Annotated in this window: 11 protein-coding genes and 2 pseudogenes; 3 read left to right on the top strand and 10 right to left on the bottom strand. The window is 46.4% G+C overall.

Annotated elements, in window-relative coordinates:
• Positions 1 to 11: 11 nt before the first annotated feature.
• From pcp to ACUUHJ_RS14420, 5 genes and pseudogenes are all read right to left on the bottom strand, one after another.
• Positions 12 to 659, bottom strand: a complete 648-nt coding sequence (gene pcp, locus ACUUHJ_RS14440; protein WP_472301187.1) for a pyroglutamyl-peptidase I — start codon at positions 657 to 659, stop codon at positions 12 to 14.
• 826 nt (positions 660 to 1,485) lie between these two features.
• A pseudogene (locus tag ACUUHJ_RS14435) lies at positions 1,486 to 1,794 on the bottom strand (ATP-binding cassette domain-containing protein); the annotation flags it as partial.
• Positions 1,794 to 2,585 (bottom strand): IclR family transcriptional regulator, encoded by a 792-nt coding sequence (locus ACUUHJ_RS14430; RefSeq protein ID WP_472299153.1) that lies wholly within the window; start codon positions 2,583 to 2,585, stop codon positions 1,794 to 1,796. The gene ACUUHJ_RS14430 and the pseudogene ACUUHJ_RS14435, both read right to left, overlap by 1 nt.
• A gap of 159 nt (positions 2,586 to 2,744) precedes the next feature.
• Positions 2,745 to 3,629 (bottom strand): YitT family protein, encoded by an 885-nt coding sequence (locus tag ACUUHJ_RS14425; RefSeq protein WP_289677813.1) that lies wholly within the window; start codon positions 3,627 to 3,629, stop codon positions 2,745 to 2,747.
• A gap of 101 nt (positions 3,630 to 3,730) precedes the next feature.
• Positions 3,731 to 4,585, bottom strand: coding sequence for a DMT family transporter (locus ACUUHJ_RS14420; RefSeq protein WP_289677812.1), 855 nt, complete (start codon positions 4,583 to 4,585; stop codon positions 3,731 to 3,733).
• A 237-nt stretch (positions 4,586 to 4,822) separates the two neighbouring features.
• Here ACUUHJ_RS14420 and ACUUHJ_RS14415 point away from each other — a divergent pair, with 237 nt between their 5' ends.
• From ACUUHJ_RS14415 to ACUUHJ_RS14405, 3 genes are read left to right on the top strand one after another with little or no spacing between them, the layout of a single operon-like run.
• Entirely contained in the window at positions 4,823 to 6,427 is a 1,605-nt protein-coding gene (locus ACUUHJ_RS14415) for an SWIM zinc finger family protein (RefSeq protein WP_472299152.1), read from the top strand.
• Positions 6,424 to 9,282 (top strand): DEAD/DEAH box helicase, encoded by a 2,859-nt coding sequence (locus tag ACUUHJ_RS14410; RefSeq protein WP_472299151.1) that lies wholly within the window; start codon positions 6,424 to 6,426, stop codon positions 9,280 to 9,282. The genes ACUUHJ_RS14415 and ACUUHJ_RS14410 overlap by 4 nt, the downstream gene beginning before the upstream one ends.
• Before the next feature lie 7 nt (positions 9,283 to 9,289).
• Complete coding sequence (locus ACUUHJ_RS14405) at positions 9,290 to 9,427, top strand: hypothetical protein (protein ID WP_472299150.1); 138 nt, start codon at positions 9,290 to 9,292, stop codon at positions 9,425 to 9,427.
• Positions 9,428 to 9,514: 87 nt separating this feature from the next.
• On the opposite strand, the gene ACUUHJ_RS14400 is transcribed toward ACUUHJ_RS14405, so the two are convergent.
• The 5 genes and pseudogenes from ACUUHJ_RS14400 to istA form a co-directional block, all read right to left on the bottom strand.
• Positions 9,515 to 10,297 carry a Fe-S oxidoreductase gene (locus tag ACUUHJ_RS14400; RefSeq protein ID WP_472299149.1) on the bottom strand — a complete coding sequence of 261 codons (783 nt, stop codon included), beginning with the start codon at positions 10,295 to 10,297 and terminating at the stop codon, positions 9,515 to 9,517.
• A gap of 24 nt (positions 10,298 to 10,321) precedes the next feature.
• Complete coding sequence (locus ACUUHJ_RS14395) at positions 10,322 to 12,067, bottom strand: ABC transporter ATP-binding protein (RefSeq protein WP_472299148.1); 1,746 nt, start codon at positions 12,065 to 12,067, stop codon at positions 10,322 to 10,324.
• A gap of 197 nt (positions 12,068 to 12,264) precedes the next feature.
• Positions 12,265 to 12,741, bottom strand: a pseudogene (locus tag ACUUHJ_RS14390) (P1 family peptidase); the annotation flags it as partial.
• A 209-nt stretch (positions 12,742 to 12,950) separates the two neighbouring features.
• A complete protein-coding gene (gene istB, locus ACUUHJ_RS14385; RefSeq protein WP_092272886.1) occupies positions 12,951 to 13,670 on the bottom strand; it encodes an IS21-like element helper ATPase IstB in 720 nt (239 codons plus the stop codon).
• Complete coding sequence (gene istA, locus ACUUHJ_RS14380) at positions 13,667 to 15,169, bottom strand: IS21 family transposase (RefSeq protein ID WP_472298126.1); 1,503 nt, start codon at positions 15,167 to 15,169, stop codon at positions 13,667 to 13,669. Before istA ends, istB begins: the two co-directional genes overlap by 4 nt.
• Positions 15,170 to 15,387 lie beyond the last annotated feature (218 nt).

Raw genomic sequence — 15,387 nt, 5'->3', positions numbered from 1 at the left:
TCTCCTCCTGCTCAGCTAATTTGTCCGCCTTCCATGACAATATCCCGATCATGAGATATGGTCGTCTCGATTGCCAACCGCAAGCCTTTTACAATTGTTTCCAACGCCATACTTGGCTGATCTGCTTGCCTTGCTGCCTGTTCAGGCAAATAAGGGATATGGATAAACCCTCCGCGTACGGATGCTTTTTTCTCCGCAAGGTAATGCATCAATCCATAAAAAAGATGGTTGCACACATAGGTACCCGCCGTCTGCGATATGGAAGCCGGAATTCCTTTTTGTTTTAACTCATGTACAATCGCTTTGATTGGCAATGTAGACCAGTAGCCAGTAGGACCGTTTTCCCTGATCGGTGTATCAATCGGCTGATTTCCTTCATTATCCGGGATTCGAGCGTCATTGACGTTAATCGCTACACGCTCAACCGCAATATCCCCTCTTCCACCTGCTTGACCGATACAAAACACGATGTCCGGTTTCGTTTCTTCTATCGCTGCGTACAGATGTTCGATAGATTTTTCAAAAACGGTAGGAATTTGGCGCAGCTCTACTTTATACAAATCAGACTCGATTTTTCCCAGTTCTTTTACCGATTCCCAAGCAGGGTTAACCATTTCTCCACCAAAAGGATCAAACCCTGTTACTAAAATGGTCTTCATCATTGTCTCCTCCGATCCGCATCGGTCTCATTCGTGAGAGTCGAATATGGTTTTGTCCATACTGTCGCGATACACGCCGTGGGCTGGATGCCACACACTCCATGACAGCACGATTGAAAATCTTATGTGTTTCGATGCAATCTCGCAACGCTCCTCCCGCGACCGTCTCATCAGCCGCTTCCGTTATTAAATCAAGCGTCACCCATTCAGGAAAACGAGAGAGTAAGGAAGGCGAGGTTCTGTTCGGCTTTGTAGGCCAACGATAAAACAAGAAATCTTGATCAGTAGGCAATGGAAAAATGGCGGGCTCCCAGTTATGTCCATACCGAATGTAGCGGTCGATAAAGCGTTTATTTTTGTTCCACAGACGCGGATGATGTCTCAGCCCTTCCTCGGCTGCCTTTTGAATCGTATCAAGAGCGACAGCATGGTGAGGATAGTCAGATCGGTCCATCTCGCGGCCAATTCCGTAAAAGAGTGAGATCGGCATCCAATAAGATACAGGGAATCTCGGCGGGCTATTGTACCCTGCGAATGGTTGTGTCCATTCATGCGAAGGAATTCCGTGATCATCAATGATCACATCCGGTAACCAGCGATAAAACAGGTGGGGAACTACCCGCGATTCGCCAAAAACACTCGGCTGAAAACGGTGATTGGTATACTCTAATCCAACGGCATTATAACGGGCAGCATGATGCTTCCAAAATGGATTATCTTTGACGAGCTCTTGATGAAGTGCGACCCCATCCGGATTGGCAAATGGAATCACGACCAGATTGAAACGGGTAAGCCAATCCCTTTTTTCGGTTATGAGCTCTGCCACCACCGGATTGAGTGAGGTCATCGGTTCTTGAAAAATCATCGCGATCTCTTTTCCCCGTACCTTCCTCATCTGATCCTTGGAAAAGGCAACCAGATTTTCACCGTTGTACAGGATCTCACCAACCGTAATTCGCGCGGTTCTCGGCAGAAGCCCCATGATGGATAGTTAGGTGACACTTTTCCCACAACCCGACTCCCCTACTACTCCAATCGTCTCACCTTTGTTGATTTGAAAACTAACGCCATCCAAAACGGTAATTTCGCCATTATCGGTTCGGAATCTCGTCTGAAGATTTTTGATTTCCAGCATCAAAGTCCCGCCTTTGCATCTGAATAGCCCAGCTTGCTCATGATTTTGTTCGCTACCGCTTTTGTCTCCTGTACCAAATATTCCAATCGATCTGGCTGAAAGCGTGATGTAGCTCCAGCCAAGCTCAAGCCAGCTATTACTTGTCCCGTAAAATCTCGAATAGGTACAGCAATTGCTGCGGAATCCGGCTCCAATTCACCGTAGCTTACTGTGTAGCCGTTTTCACGTGCATCGAGAATCCATTTCCATAGCAGATCTTTGTCTGTATTTGTGTCAGGTGAGATTTTCTTCATGTCTACCCGGTTCAACAATTCTTCGATCTCATGATCCGGCAGAAATGAGAGTAAAATGCGCGGGCATGCCCCTGCGTACAACGGTGATTTTCTACCTACCTGCGTATATACACGAACATACTGGCGGGTATCGACTTTTTCGATGTAAACCCCTTCGTCTTGATCACGAATAATCAGGTTGACTGCCTCATCCACCGTATCTCGTAGCTGCAGCATATATGGGAGCGCGATTTTCCTGATCTCCAGCCGTTGGGCAACAATGTTCCCAAACTCCAGCAGCTTCAATCCCAATTGGTATTTAGGCGGATTATGAGTGGTCGTTTTGGAAACGAAGCCGCGCATTTCGAGCGTCTGAAGAATTCGAAATACTGTACTCTTTGGCATATCTGACAACTCGACAAGCTCAGCCAGGCTTAATTCACTGTTTTGGATAAAATATTCGAGAAACTCTAGCGTTTTTAACACACTTCGGTTTGCCGTTTTTTCTGTTTTGTCCATTTTCATCACCATTCAGATGTCCCAAAATACGGAACATTATTTTGTATTTTGGCATGACACAATATTAAATAAATTCTGTTATTTCCGTCAATACATTTTTACCCCTTCGCAATCAGGTCGTTTTACCTACTGGCTCAGGGGTATTTTGTACGTAAGGTTTTAGTGAATATTCTTTTTCTTAAACCGTCCACCAGAAACATCATGAATATGACCGATTGCCAAAAATGCAGAGGAATCGATTTCCTCCACGATGGATTTTAGCTTCGCTTCTTCCAATCGGGTGATGACACAGAAGATGACTTTTTTGACGTCTCCGGAGTAGCCACCTTCCCCATTCAAATAGGTAATTCCTCGCCCCAGTCTCGCCGTTAACGCATCGCCAATTTCGGCTGGATAATCACTGATGATCCATACTGATCTGGATTGTTCGAGTCCGACCATCGTAATATCGATCATTTTATAAGCGATGTAGTACGCAATTAACGAGTACATGGCCCGGTCCCACCCAAAAATGAAGCCGGCACTGCCTAAAATAAAAATGTTAAAAAACATGACCATTTCGCCGACCGAAAACGGACTTTTCCTCGTCATCAGGATCGCAACAATTTCCGTTCCATCCAAGGACCCGCCCGCGCGAATGACAAGTCCCACACCGATTCCGATGATGATCCCACCAAAAACAGCAGAGAGAAGCAAATCGTCCGTCAAGCTAGGAACATGATGGAGGTAGCTCGTCCCCACCGACATCACGACGACACCGAATAGCGTAGAGACGGCAAAGGTCTTGCCAATTTGTTTGTAGCCAATAAGTAAAAAGGGCAGGTTCAGCAGGAATAAAAATAAGCCGAGTGGGCCTCCCGTCAGCTTTGAGACCATAATGGAAACGCCGGTAACACCACCGTCAATGATGTTGTTTGGAACCAGAAAGATTTCCAGTCCGACTGCCACCAACAAGGCTCCAATGATGATTCCGAGAGTTCTTACTGCGACCCTTCTTTTTTTCTTCCGCTTATGAGTGATCGGAGCAATTGCTTTTGCATCCATTTTGATCATCCTTAGCCGTTATTTTCTTACCCCTTCATCTTTCCCAGGTAGTAAAAAAAATAGCCAGCCAGGAATTCTCCCAACCGACTCTGTATCATCCTCTACCCCCAAAGGGCAATGGAAATAATGCCAATCGTGATCATCAGCGACATAGACAGACGCCATATGCGTTGTCGCTCCTTTAACAAGAAGACCCCGAGCAGCGTACCAAAAACCGTACTTACCTCACGAATGGGCGCAATAGCTGCCAGCGGTGCCAATGTCATGGCAAACAAAAACAATAAATACGAACCTGGCGACAGGATGGCACCGAGTACAATCGTTCGCCAGTTTTTTTGCCACTCACGGCGGATGAGTCCCTTCTTCCAAACGAAGCCCCCAGCGACAATCAGACAGGCAAAGTTCGTTATTTCCAATAAAGCGAATGGAGATAATTGTTGGACGATTTGCTTGTCGGTTAACGTGTACCCTGTAATACATAGTCCAACAGCGACAGCGTATCGCAGAGCGAGCGGATTCACTGGTTGTGCCTGACGATTTGGCCCAATCATCCCGCTTATGGCGAAGACTCCGATCACGATGCAAATGACCCCCAGCCATCCTGGTACGGATAAATACTCTTGAAAGAAAATGGTGCTAAAAAACGGAATGAGAAGCGTACCCGTTCCCCTCATGATGGGGTAAACCTGTGAGATATCCCCGTATGTATACGCCTTTGAAATCAATAAGGTATAGCATCCTTGAAAGAAAAAGGACATAGACAGAAAAAGAACCAAAGACCATGTCAGTTGTATGTTCATCAATTCCCAAAGGAGAACAGGCAAGAGGATCACGGTTGTTGGCAAGGTAATCAACCAAAGAAACGCCATTTTGTTCTCACTTTTTTTCGTGAACAGGTTCCAGATTGCGTGCGCAAGACCTGACGATAATACGAGCAGAATCGAAATCGATAGCATGTGTGCCCCTTCTCTCTCCCGTTGTATAAACACAACTAAAGACAATCAAACACATTGCGTTTAGTTGTTTTTCATTCGACGTGTACAGTATACACCCAGTCCCCGGAAAAATTAAGCATTGTTTCTGCTAATAGCCCAAACCATTTTATTGCCCCTGTGAACACACGCATCTTTTTCCATTCTCCGCATTTTGGGTTATAATGGAGGGATGACACTTCGTTCGGAGGATCTGACTACATGTTGCAAAGAGAGTTGACTCGGGAACAAGCGATACAGGTAGGCGAGCAAATCCTAATTGCCGTCGAAGGACACATTATTGAACGGGGCTATACGTACTTTTCTGATGGCGTCGTCTTCAATACACGCGTAGAACAAGGCCAATATTTGACGAGTGATGTTCAAGGTTCCGAGGTGTATCATGTTCGCCTCGATTTGGAGTCGGTTCAAAACAGTACGTGTACCTGCCCTTATTCGCGCATTTGCAAGCACATCGCTGCCACTTTTTTTCAGATGTACAGTGTGTTCGAGAATCCTCGTACATTTTTGACCCGCTCCCAACAACCAAGGCGAGCTACTTTTTCTCCTCATCTGCTGATTCCTACTTATAAATACAGCCATACCGCTCCTGCTCAGCAGGATACAGCGTCTATTTCCTCTCCGCTTACCGCGAACAGCTCCGTCAAAGAATGGTGGGCATTTTTTGAGAGCTGGACACGCAACCTGTTTGCGGCCATGGAATCGTATCGAGCTTCCTCTGAGTTATTATCGAGCTACCAAAATGTGCTGAGTGTTGCTGGCTCGTGGCCGAAGGATCGGGCACAGCTCTTTGTCATTCATGCCAATCTATTCCATCTCATGAAGCTTACACAATACGTCAAAACGTACCGCCAATCATACTGGTTCCTCGATTTGGTTCAGACTGCCGAGCGGTTATTGGATCAATTAGAAGGGACATTGTACTTCGCGGATATTCCAGCTCTCTTGACTCACCATCAGGATGCTATCGTCGATACTCTTCAACTCACAAAGGAATTGAAAGAAAACGAAGCCACCTCTCTCTACTGGATATTCGCCTATCAAATGTTATGGTGGATGCTCTTGAAGAACCCTGAGTGGGTGCAAGAGGAGATCCATGTGCTAGATCAGCTTATTAACGATGAAAACAGTTCTGCCGCCGAAAAGGAGAAAGGACTGCTGCTCCGTGCCCACTTTCATGTGATGGAAAAGGAGGACGAAGCTGCTCTGCAAATCTGGAAAAGAATGAGCCGCTTGAACCTCTCCTTCTATCTGTCCTATATGAAATCATTCGCTCGCAATGGCGAATGGCAACGATTTCTCGATTGGACTGCTTCTTTGACGTCCTTAATCGGTCAAGCCGAGGCACAGCAATACCGTCTCGTTATCGCCATTTGGCAGGAAGCGATGCAGCAAGTGGGACGATCAGCCGAGTGTGGCGCCAAGCTGAAGCAGTTCTTACCGAGTAGTTATCACGAATATGCCGCTTATTTATATGAAGAACGACAGTTTCAGCAATGGATTGATTTGCAAATGTCGTTTCAAGTGCCCATGGCAGACATCTCGATCGTGCAGGTGAAAGAAATCGAGGAAACCGAACCGACTCTGCTCTTCCCTTTTTATTTGCGTGAGGTGAACAGACTCATAGCGGAACGTAATCGAACGGCCTACAAAGAAGCGATCAAGCTCATGAAAAAAGTAAGGACGATTTACAACAGAGCCAACCAAGATGCGCGCTGGGAACGATACGTGGAACAATTATCTGCCAAACATAATCGGTTACGTGCTTTTCAAGAAGAGCTAAGGAGAGGAAATTTCAACTTATGAATACCGTCACTACATTGGTTCTAGATGGAGAGCTTTTGGCAGACGGACAATTCTTGATTACTGGCAAAGACACACAAGGAGCAGTCGTCGATCCAGAAGAATTGGCAGGAACACTGTTTGCGTGGGATGAGTCATCCTATTACGGAACCTTCCTGGACAAAAACGAGCAAGGTGTCTTGCTTAGTCCTGCTAAGGCCCTCTCCTTTTTCGTCTCCCCCCAGTGGCTTTTGCATCGGACCTATTCATCCAGCACGCCATTTGAACAATTTACGCAGATAGCGGGAATGATCCGTGATACGCTCGCACAAGGCTCCCTTGCCCCTGATTTTTCTTCCTGGAAAAAAGGACAAATCGGCTGGAGAGCCCTGCATACTCCTGTTGATTTTCCGGAGTACGGACATAGGTGGCTTTCGCTCGTCCTGGAGGAATCCTTGCAAGGCACGGGTGAGATTGGACGAAAGTGGGAGCAGCTATTGACGCATTACCCGGCTCTCTACGTCATGGGCGCCGAGCTTTCTCCACACCTTCAGGAACAGGAATGGTTGCAATCCATAGGCTGGCTGCCAGATACGACACCGTTTCGCACATGCTTGCAAATCATCGAGGCCGAGGAGCATCCCAATGACTGGCAACTCCATGTGTATTTGCAGAATCGTGAAGAGCCAGATCAGTTATTTCTCATTGAGCCACACCAGTTGACGGCTGAGGGAGTAGCTACCGCTCGCATCCCTGTTGACTGGCGTGAGCACTGGAATCGTTTTCTTACGGACCTAGCCAAATGCAAAGAGATTCTCCCTTGGCAAAAAGACACCCAGGAGAATCAAAGCCGTTTTCTCACCCGACTGACGAACGAGCAAGCATGGATCTTTTTGACATCGAGCAGTTTGCAGTTAGTGCAAGCTGGTATTCACGTCTTTTTGCCAGCATGGTGGGAACAAGTGCGTCGGGTAAAACCGAAGCTAAAAGCCAAGATTACAACCTCTGTCGGGGCTAGCAGACAGTCGTTCCTGGGTGTCTCCCAGCTCATGGATTTTGAATGGAAGCTCGCCTTGGGACCTGTAGAGCTCAGCGAACAGGAATTTGAGGAGCTCATTAAACAAAAGCAGCGCCTGTTGAAAATTCGCGGGCATTGGGTGCAATTGACTCCCGATCTATTCTTGCAGCTGCAAGAAGCGCTCAAGAAAAACCAAGCGAAAAACGGCATGTCCCTTCGCGATGTCATGAGAATGCACCTCGCCCCCACTGTAGAGGTTGAGGAGCTACCCGATGATGAGCTCGATTTCGACACTTCTCTAACGGTTGAAGTTCAGCTAAACCAGCATTTGCGAGAACTGTTGAATCAATTGCAAGAAACAAAGCGCATCCCGATCATGGAGCAGCCCTCTACTTTTCACGGAACGTTGCGCCATTATCAGCTGGAGGGCAGTTCTTGGCTGTTCTTTTTACGTCGCTTTGGGTTGGGAGCTTGTCTGGCTGATGACATGGGATTGGGAAAAACGGTTCAATTTATTACGTATTTGCTTCATGTCAAACAACATGGCCCAGCCAATGCTCCCTCTCTCTTAATCTGCCCGACCTCCGTCATAGGCAACTGGCAAAAAGAGCTGAAGCGCTTCGCTCCCTCTCTTCACGTGATGATTCATTATGGTAATGATCGCCAAAAGAAGGAGGCCTTTTTGCCAGCGATCAAGGGAGCGGATCTGGTGATTACCTCCTACGCCCTGTCCCATTTGGATGAGCAGGAGCTAGGAATGGTTACGTGGGATACGATTTGTCTCGATGAGGCGCAAAATATTAAAAACGCTTATACAAAGCAAGCATCTGCTGTGCGCGATTTGAAAGCATGGCACCGGATCGCTCTCACAGGCACTCCGATCGAAAATCGTCTGAGTGAGCTCTGGTCCATCTTTGATTTCTTGAATCCTGGCTACTTGGGAAGTCTCGGGGAATTTACCCAGCGCTTTGTCCATCCCATCGAACGCGACCAAGACCAGCAGCTCATCAATCAAGTGCAACGACTCATTCAGCCTTTCCTGCTCCGTCGCGTGAAAACCGATCCGAACATTCAGCTCGACCTGCCGGACAAGAATGAGAGCAAGGAATACGTACCGCTGACTACTGAACAAGGCGCACTTTATGAGACAGCGATTCAAGATATGTTTGATCGAATGGAAAAAGCCTCCCCTATGGAACGGCGCGGTCTGATTCTAACGACACTGACACGTCTCAAACAATTGTGTGACCATCCTGCGCTCATTTTGAATGAAATCGCAACAACAGATGAAGCCAGTCGCTCGCACAAATTGGAAAGATTGCTGGAATTGGTGGAGGATATTCGCCAAAAGAAAGAGCGTTGCCTGATTTTTACCCAATACATCCAAATGGGCAATATGCTTCAACGGGTGCTGACGCGAGAAGGCTATGGACCTGTCTACTTCCTAAATGGAGCCACGAAAAAAGAAAAACGCGATGAGATGATCGCTCGTTTTCAAGACCCGACACTTCCGGACGATGAACGCGGGGCCATCTTCATTCTTTCGTTGCGCGCGGGTGGAACTGGCTTGAACCTGACGGAAGCCAACCACGTCATTCACGTAGATCGCTGGTGGAATCCTGCGGTAGAAAATCAGGCCACTGACCGTGCTCATCGCATAGGACAGCAGCGCAATGTTCAGGTCTACAAATTCATTTCACTCGGGACAATTGAGGAACGCATCGATGAAATGATGGAGAGAAAGCTATCGTTGAGCCAGCAAATTGTTGGGACGGGCGAAAGCTGGATCACAGAGCTAACAACGGAAGAGCTGCGAGACTTGTTCACGCTTCGCCACGATTGGCTAGATACGAAAGGATAGGTGGAGAATGGAGCGAGTGAAACAAAACGAAGGCAATTCCACTTTGCGCCGCCCTACAGAAGAGCCCAAGCTGCCCGAGGCATGGCTGCGTTTTTTGGAAGCTGTTCAACAGCAATTTTCCGATAACCAAACAAAGAAAGAGTAAGTGTGAAAAACCCAAGGCCTGATCCCGTTATGGACCCTAGCCTTGGGTTTGATTTTGTTAGCAAACCCTCCGCAAAGGGAGGGTCAGCTACGCACGAATTCTCATCAGAGCGCGCTCTTCTTCTTTTATCCGCGGGCAGGTATAGCAATACTTTTGCTCCCCCGTCTTATAGTACAAGCAGCATTGATTCTTGATCCGAACTTTTTCTTGGGGATCACGCATGTCCTCAATCCAGCGTACTTTCACACGAAATGGATTTTTTTGCAATCCAAAGCTCTCGCCTTCCAGTTGATTACAGAGGACATCGTAATCAGCCTTCACTTGCTCCTTGATGCTATCCTGTTCTACCAATGCCACAAAAGCATCCATATAGTAATTAAACCTGGTTGGGAACTGTCCCCAAAGCATCGCTTCGGGGTTTCCTGTTACCTTTGCAAGCGTCGTAAGCAACGGGTGCAGGAAGTCTTGGAAATACGCACGATAGCATTCCTTCAGCCAGATTGCCCGCTCTGCTTCGCTGGTTGGCGCTTCTACGATCTCATATGCCGGGATCACAAAGGCGAATTGCGGATAGTCATCCTCATAAAACAATTCAATTGTCATATGATCCAGCGTCATGATAAGTGCACGATTCCAGACAGAGCTCATGTACGAAAGGCCGAGAGAAGGGCTCGTGAGCCAACTGCTGATGTAAGTACCAGCAGCAGTCAGCTCGTGTGCCTTGATTAGCGGAGCATAGATTTGAACAAGCTCATTCATATGTGTCGGGTCTACCAAATCTCTTGCCTTCATCGAAAATAAGGCATTGGGTCTCGATTTTGAAGTAATGTTAAACCGTTGTGCAATAAAATCGTCATCCCATTCTAGCATCACGATCTCCCTCTCTATTCATGATCAAGAAAAAACGCTGTTTGACTGGTCGAGGTACGTGCCGAACTGTGCTTGATACAGTCTGCTATAGATGCCTTCGCGAGCCAAGAGCTGATCATGACTTCCTTGCTCTGTGATGCCTTGTTCCGTTACAACGATGATGCGATCTGCATTTTTAATAGTAGCCAGTCTGTGGGCGATCACCAATGTCGTACGGCCTTTGGACAATTCCTGCAAGGACTGCTGGATCGCCGCCTCGGTTTCGGTATCGAGTGCAGAGGTAGCTTCATCCAAAATCAGGATTGGCGGGTTTTTCAAGAACATGCGCGCAATCGCCAGTCTCTGTTTTTGACCACCAGACAATTTGACTCCGCGTTCACCAATGATCGTCTCCAGACCAGCAGGCTGAGAACGGATAAACTCTTCCAGCTTAGCCAGACGTGCTGCTTCCCAGATCTCTTCCTCCGAAGCATTCAGTTTTCCATACACGATATTTTCACGAATCGTCCCTGAAAAGAGGAACACATCTTGCTGAACGATTCCGATTTGGCTGCGCAATGACGCCAACGTGATTTCGCGAATATCCATTCCATCGATGGAGATGCTGCCCCCGTCGATCTCATAAAATCTCGGCAAGAGGCTGCACAACGTGGTTTTTCCTGCTCCAGAAGGGCCTACAAACGCAATGGTCTCGCCCGCCCGGATATTTAAATCAATGTTTTGCAAAACAGAAGACTCTTGGTCATAGCTAAATGAAACATTCTTGTACGAGATATCGCCCTTCAACGACTCTACCTGGATCGCATCCGGAGCATCCGCAATATCTGGTGCTATGTCCATGATTTCGATGTAGCGCTTAAAGCCGGCAATCCCTTTTGGATAGCTCTCGATAATCGCATTAATTTTCTCCAACGGACGGAAAAATACATTCGTTAACAGCAAGAAAGCGATAAATTCACCGTAGGTCAATTCACCTTGAATCACAAACCAGCTGCCGCAAATCAGGACGAACAAATTGACTAAACGCATCAGCACGTAACTGACGGAAATATTTTGGGCCATGATTTTGTAGGACAACAGCTTCGTGATCCGAAAACGCTGGTTGTTCTCTGCGAATCTTTTGTTTTCAAATTTCTCATTGGCAAACGCTTGTACGACACGCATTCCGCCTACGTTGTCCTCAACACGTGCGTTGAAATCTGCCATGTCACCGTACAGACGGTGGAACGCTCCTGTCATTTTACGGTTGAAGTGAACAACGAAGAATATCAAGAGCGGAATCACCAAAAACGTAAGCAGCGCCATTTCTTCATTAATATTAAACATCAGGAGAAAAGCACCGATCAGCGTCATCACGGCGATAAACAAATCTTCCGGACCGTGGTGAGCCACCTCCCCGATCTCCATCAAGTCATTCGTTAGGCGAGATAGCAGATGCCCTGTCTTGGTATTATCGAAAAAGCGGAAAGAGAGCTTTTGAATATGGTCGTACAGCTTCTTGCGCATATCCGTCTCAATATTAATTCCAAGCATATGTCCCCAGTACGTGACGACATAGTTCATCCCGGCGTTCAGACCATACAAAACCAAAAGTCCAATGCACGCCCATACGATCATGTTCCAGTCCTTGCTTGGAAGTAGTTGATCGACAACCATATTCACTGCAAGTGGAAATCCCAACTCCAACAAAGCAACGAATACTGCACACGTGAAGTCGAGGATGAATAATCCACGATAAGGCCGATAGTAAGAAAAAAATCTGCGAAGCATTGAAGCAGCAACTCCTCTCTCTCAAGAACAACATCGTATCAAGCATTTGATTTTGAAAATCATTTTCATTATATATGGATTTGTCTTTTATATCGATGCTTTATTGGAATTTTTTTCTTCGCCGAGCACATTGGCACAAAAAACGGCTCGAACCTCCTTCTCCATCAAGGAATCAGAGGCTCGAACCTGAATATTACTCAGCGTAAATCTTGATAAGCGGGCACCCCACCCGCCCCTTTGGCAGAGAAGATCGCATTGACGACCGCTTCCGCCAGAACTTCTACAGTCAGCGTCCCGACGAGATTGACCGAAGCATCCACGCCCCCTGTGGCGATGGCAAAAATCGTGTCTCCATCACTCATCGTGTGAACCGGATGAATCGTTTTTGCGAGTCCATTATGCTCCATTTGCGCGACTTTATTCACCTGTACTTTATTCAAATTCGCGTTACTCGCAACCACTGCGATGGTCGTGTTCGTCCCTGCCGGAACCAGAGGAGTTGCCGCAACGATCATCCAAGACAGGCTATCGCGGATATTGCCATCCTCTCCCCTCGCTCCAGCCAAAATTTCTCCTGTCGAGGGCAACCGCACTTCTCCCACAGCGTTCACCGCTACGATTGCACCTACGACGAGACCATTTGGCAGACGGCGCGAAGCTGTTCCAAGCCCTCCTACTTTGATGCTAAGATTGTGTGCTGTAAATAGATCAACATCTTTTATACAATATTCATGATGTTTTGAACCCATTCTTTACAGTTGCTTAGACTAAGTACATCTGGTGTGCTTATTAAAGTATGTACAGCTTGGTGTATTTGGCAAGTAAAAAGTGCAGAGTTCGGCAGCCATTTTGTGCATAGCCTTGCCAGGCTAAATTTTTATTATTAACGGTGGGAAAGAGCATGCCGAAGGCGATAACTCTCTCCTGTGAAAGCTACGATGTGAGCATGATGCACAAGACGGTCAATCAAGGCAGCGGTTAAACGGTTATCTCCGAAAACCGTATTCCATTGGCTGAATTCCAAATTCGAGGTAACAATGACACTGATTCGCTCATAACATTCTGAGATTAGATGGAAAAGTAGGTCAGCACCATCCTTGTGAAACGGAACAAATCCTAACTCATCTAAGATTAGTAAATCAGCATCCATTAATTCCTTCTGAAATCTCGGTAGATTGCCAGCATGAAACTTGGTTTGCAAAATGGAAACCAACTCTGCAACCCGATAAAACCTCACATTTTTCCCCTGTTTACACGCCTCTACACCAATTGCCGTGGCCAGATGCGTCTTTCCTGTGCCTACGGCACCCAGCAAAATAACATTTTCCTTTCGTTCTACAAACGAGCCTCTCTTCAATTCCTCAATCGTTACACTCTCAGGTAGCGAAACCGACTCGAAAGAGTACCCTTCAAAAGTCTTTATTTGCGTAAATCTTGCTTTCTGTAACAATCGTCGGATTTTTCCCTGCTCACGGGAACTTCGTTCCGCTGATAGAACCGCATGAAGAAACTGAGTTGGGTGTTCAAACGGTACTTGATCATAGATATTCATGACATGTGCTAATCTCATCTGCTTGCATAGTTGACGTAATTCTTCTCTCATTTTCGTACCTCCGTCCGTTGAAGTTGATCATATCTCGAAAGATCTGGCTGATACCCAACGAAAACAGACGGTGTTCGATTGTCTTTCATAGGTGTTGGGATTATCTCTGGATGACGTAAACGGTACAGAACATGCTCCAATCGACTCACATCATCCTGCTTTTCTTGCGTAAGGCATCTTTCGATCTCCTCAATTTGGTATGTTCTTAGCATTCGAATGATCCAGCCGATTCTTGCTTTGCGACTTTTTCCTTCCACAGATTGAAGAAAAGCTTTTGTTTGGCTGGGAAGCAAAGCAAGGACAGAACTGTAATCGAGAGCCTTCGGCCTATTATAAAGTGGCTCCAACAGCGTTTGCAGATCAATTGGGATCGGCTCGTCTATATATCCCCTTGGTAGTGAAATGAGGACTTCATAGCTGTCATTTAGTACGTCTACTTTGTTCCACCAATACTTCAGCCATACTCGTTCGTGAGAACGGATAGATGGAACCTTTAACGTTTTTTGATCAACGAGAACTTCACCGTATCCATTGGCTTTTACGGATTCTAAACGGAAAGCCTCGTAAGGTACGAGAGGAAGTTCCAAAAGCTTGATTTTCTCTCGCTCCCAAAGCTCTTGCTGTAAGACTCCCTTCGCATAATGGAGTCTTTTCAAATCCTCAAAGGCTTGCTGATTGATAACATACTGTAGTTGTTCCAAATCATTGGCTACAGGTAATGGAACACACCAATTTCTTCGTGCATAACCAACTTTATTCTCAACATGTCCTTTTTCGTTTCCCTGAGCTGGATTACAAAATACAGGCTGGAAGCGATAGTGAAGAGCAAATCGTTGAAATTCGTCTGTAAGCTTTCTCTTTCCATCGGTTCCTACAGATACAACTGCCGCTGAAAGATTGTCAAACCAGATTCGATTAGGCACTCCGCCGCTCATCTCAAATAACCGCCGTAACCCTTCCAAGAAACACTCGGTGTTCTCCTTCGGAGTAACAAAAACAAATGCCGCGTTGCTGTAAGGGTAGGAGAGGATCAACATTTTCCGCTCTACCAGTTCACCGCCAATAATTGCTTGAAATGTTCCAAAGTCCGCCTGAGCTTCTCCACCTGGATGTTTTAAACGAATATAAGGTTCCGATTTTTCGATTTGCAGTTCTAACTTCCGCTTGGCAACATAGTACCGTACGGTACGATCTGATCCTGCAAAGCCAAATTCGGAAACAAGGCGATCATAGATACGTTTTGCCGTGTGCCTCTGCTTTTTGGGGCGGGTTTGATCTTCCATAAGCCAAGTATCCACTTGCTCACGATAAGCTTCCATAATAGGGAATTTTCCTCGAAGAGGACACTCTTCTTTGTTCCAGTCCGAACAATCTGCATATTTCTTTGCTGTTCTCCAGTTAACACCAGTTTGTTCTGCTATCTGGGAGATCGATTGATCTTTTACGTCCCGCAAGTATTTGATATAGTATTGTTGAGCCATTGCCAGCATTCCTTTCATCCCTCTCCTATCTGTTCCGCAAATAGAAGAGTAGGGGGTTGTTTAGTTAGCTGGCAAGGCTTTTTTCATGTTCGGAAATGGTCTGCACTTTTCGGTTGCCAAAGTGTGTACTTTTATTTTGCCAAACACAGCTTGGTTGTTTGTATTGAAAAAGTGCATCGTGCATGCTTATTTAACCTCTACACTTTTATGAGAAACTTATCACCTCCTTTTTATGG

It is taken from the genome of Brevibacillus schisleri (genome assembly GCF_055685845.1).
Note: the sequence above shows the minus strand (reverse complement) of the source record. Positions and strands in the feature narration are given on the sequence as shown.

What these genes read in the sequence shown, in the direction of transcription:
- pcp (WP_472301187.1), bottom strand. Translation starts at nt 659, where the DNA reads ATGAAGACCATTTTAGTAACAGGGTTTGATCCTTTTGGTGGAGAAATG.
- ACUUHJ_RS14430 (WP_472299153.1), bottom strand. Translation starts at nt 2,585, where the DNA reads ATGGACAAAACAGAAAAAACGGCAAACCGAAGTGTGTTAAAAACGCTA.
- ACUUHJ_RS14425 (WP_289677813.1), bottom strand. Translation starts at nt 3,629, where the DNA reads ATGGATGCAAAAGCAATTGCTCCGATCACTCATAAGCGGAAGAAAAAA.
- ACUUHJ_RS14420 (WP_289677812.1), bottom strand. Translation starts at nt 4,585, where the DNA reads ATGCTATCGATTTCGATTCTGCTCGTATTATCGTCAGGTCTTGCGCAC.
- ACUUHJ_RS14415 (WP_472299152.1), top strand. Translation starts at nt 4,823, where the DNA reads ATGTTGCAAAGAGAGTTGACTCGGGAACAAGCGATACAGGTAGGCGAG.
- ACUUHJ_RS14410 (WP_472299151.1), top strand. Translation starts at nt 6,424, where the DNA reads ATGAATACCGTCACTACATTGGTTCTAGATGGAGAGCTTTTGGCAGAC.
- ACUUHJ_RS14405 (WP_472299150.1), top strand. Translation starts at nt 9,290, where the DNA reads ATGGAGCGAGTGAAACAAAACGAAGGCAATTCCACTTTGCGCCGCCCT.
- ACUUHJ_RS14400 (WP_472299149.1), bottom strand. Translation starts at nt 10,297, where the DNA reads ATGCTAGAATGGGATGACGATTTTATTGCACAACGGTTTAACATTACT.
- ACUUHJ_RS14395 (WP_472299148.1), bottom strand. Translation starts at nt 12,067, where the DNA reads ATGCTTCGCAGATTTTTTTCTTACTATCGGCCTTATCGTGGATTATTC.
- istB (WP_092272886.1), bottom strand. Translation starts at nt 13,670, where the DNA reads ATGAGAGAAGAATTACGTCAACTATGCAAGCAGATGAGATTAGCACAT.
- istA (WP_472298126.1), bottom strand. Translation starts at nt 15,169, where the DNA reads ATGAAAGGAATGCTGGCAATGGCTCAACAATACTATATCAAATACTTG.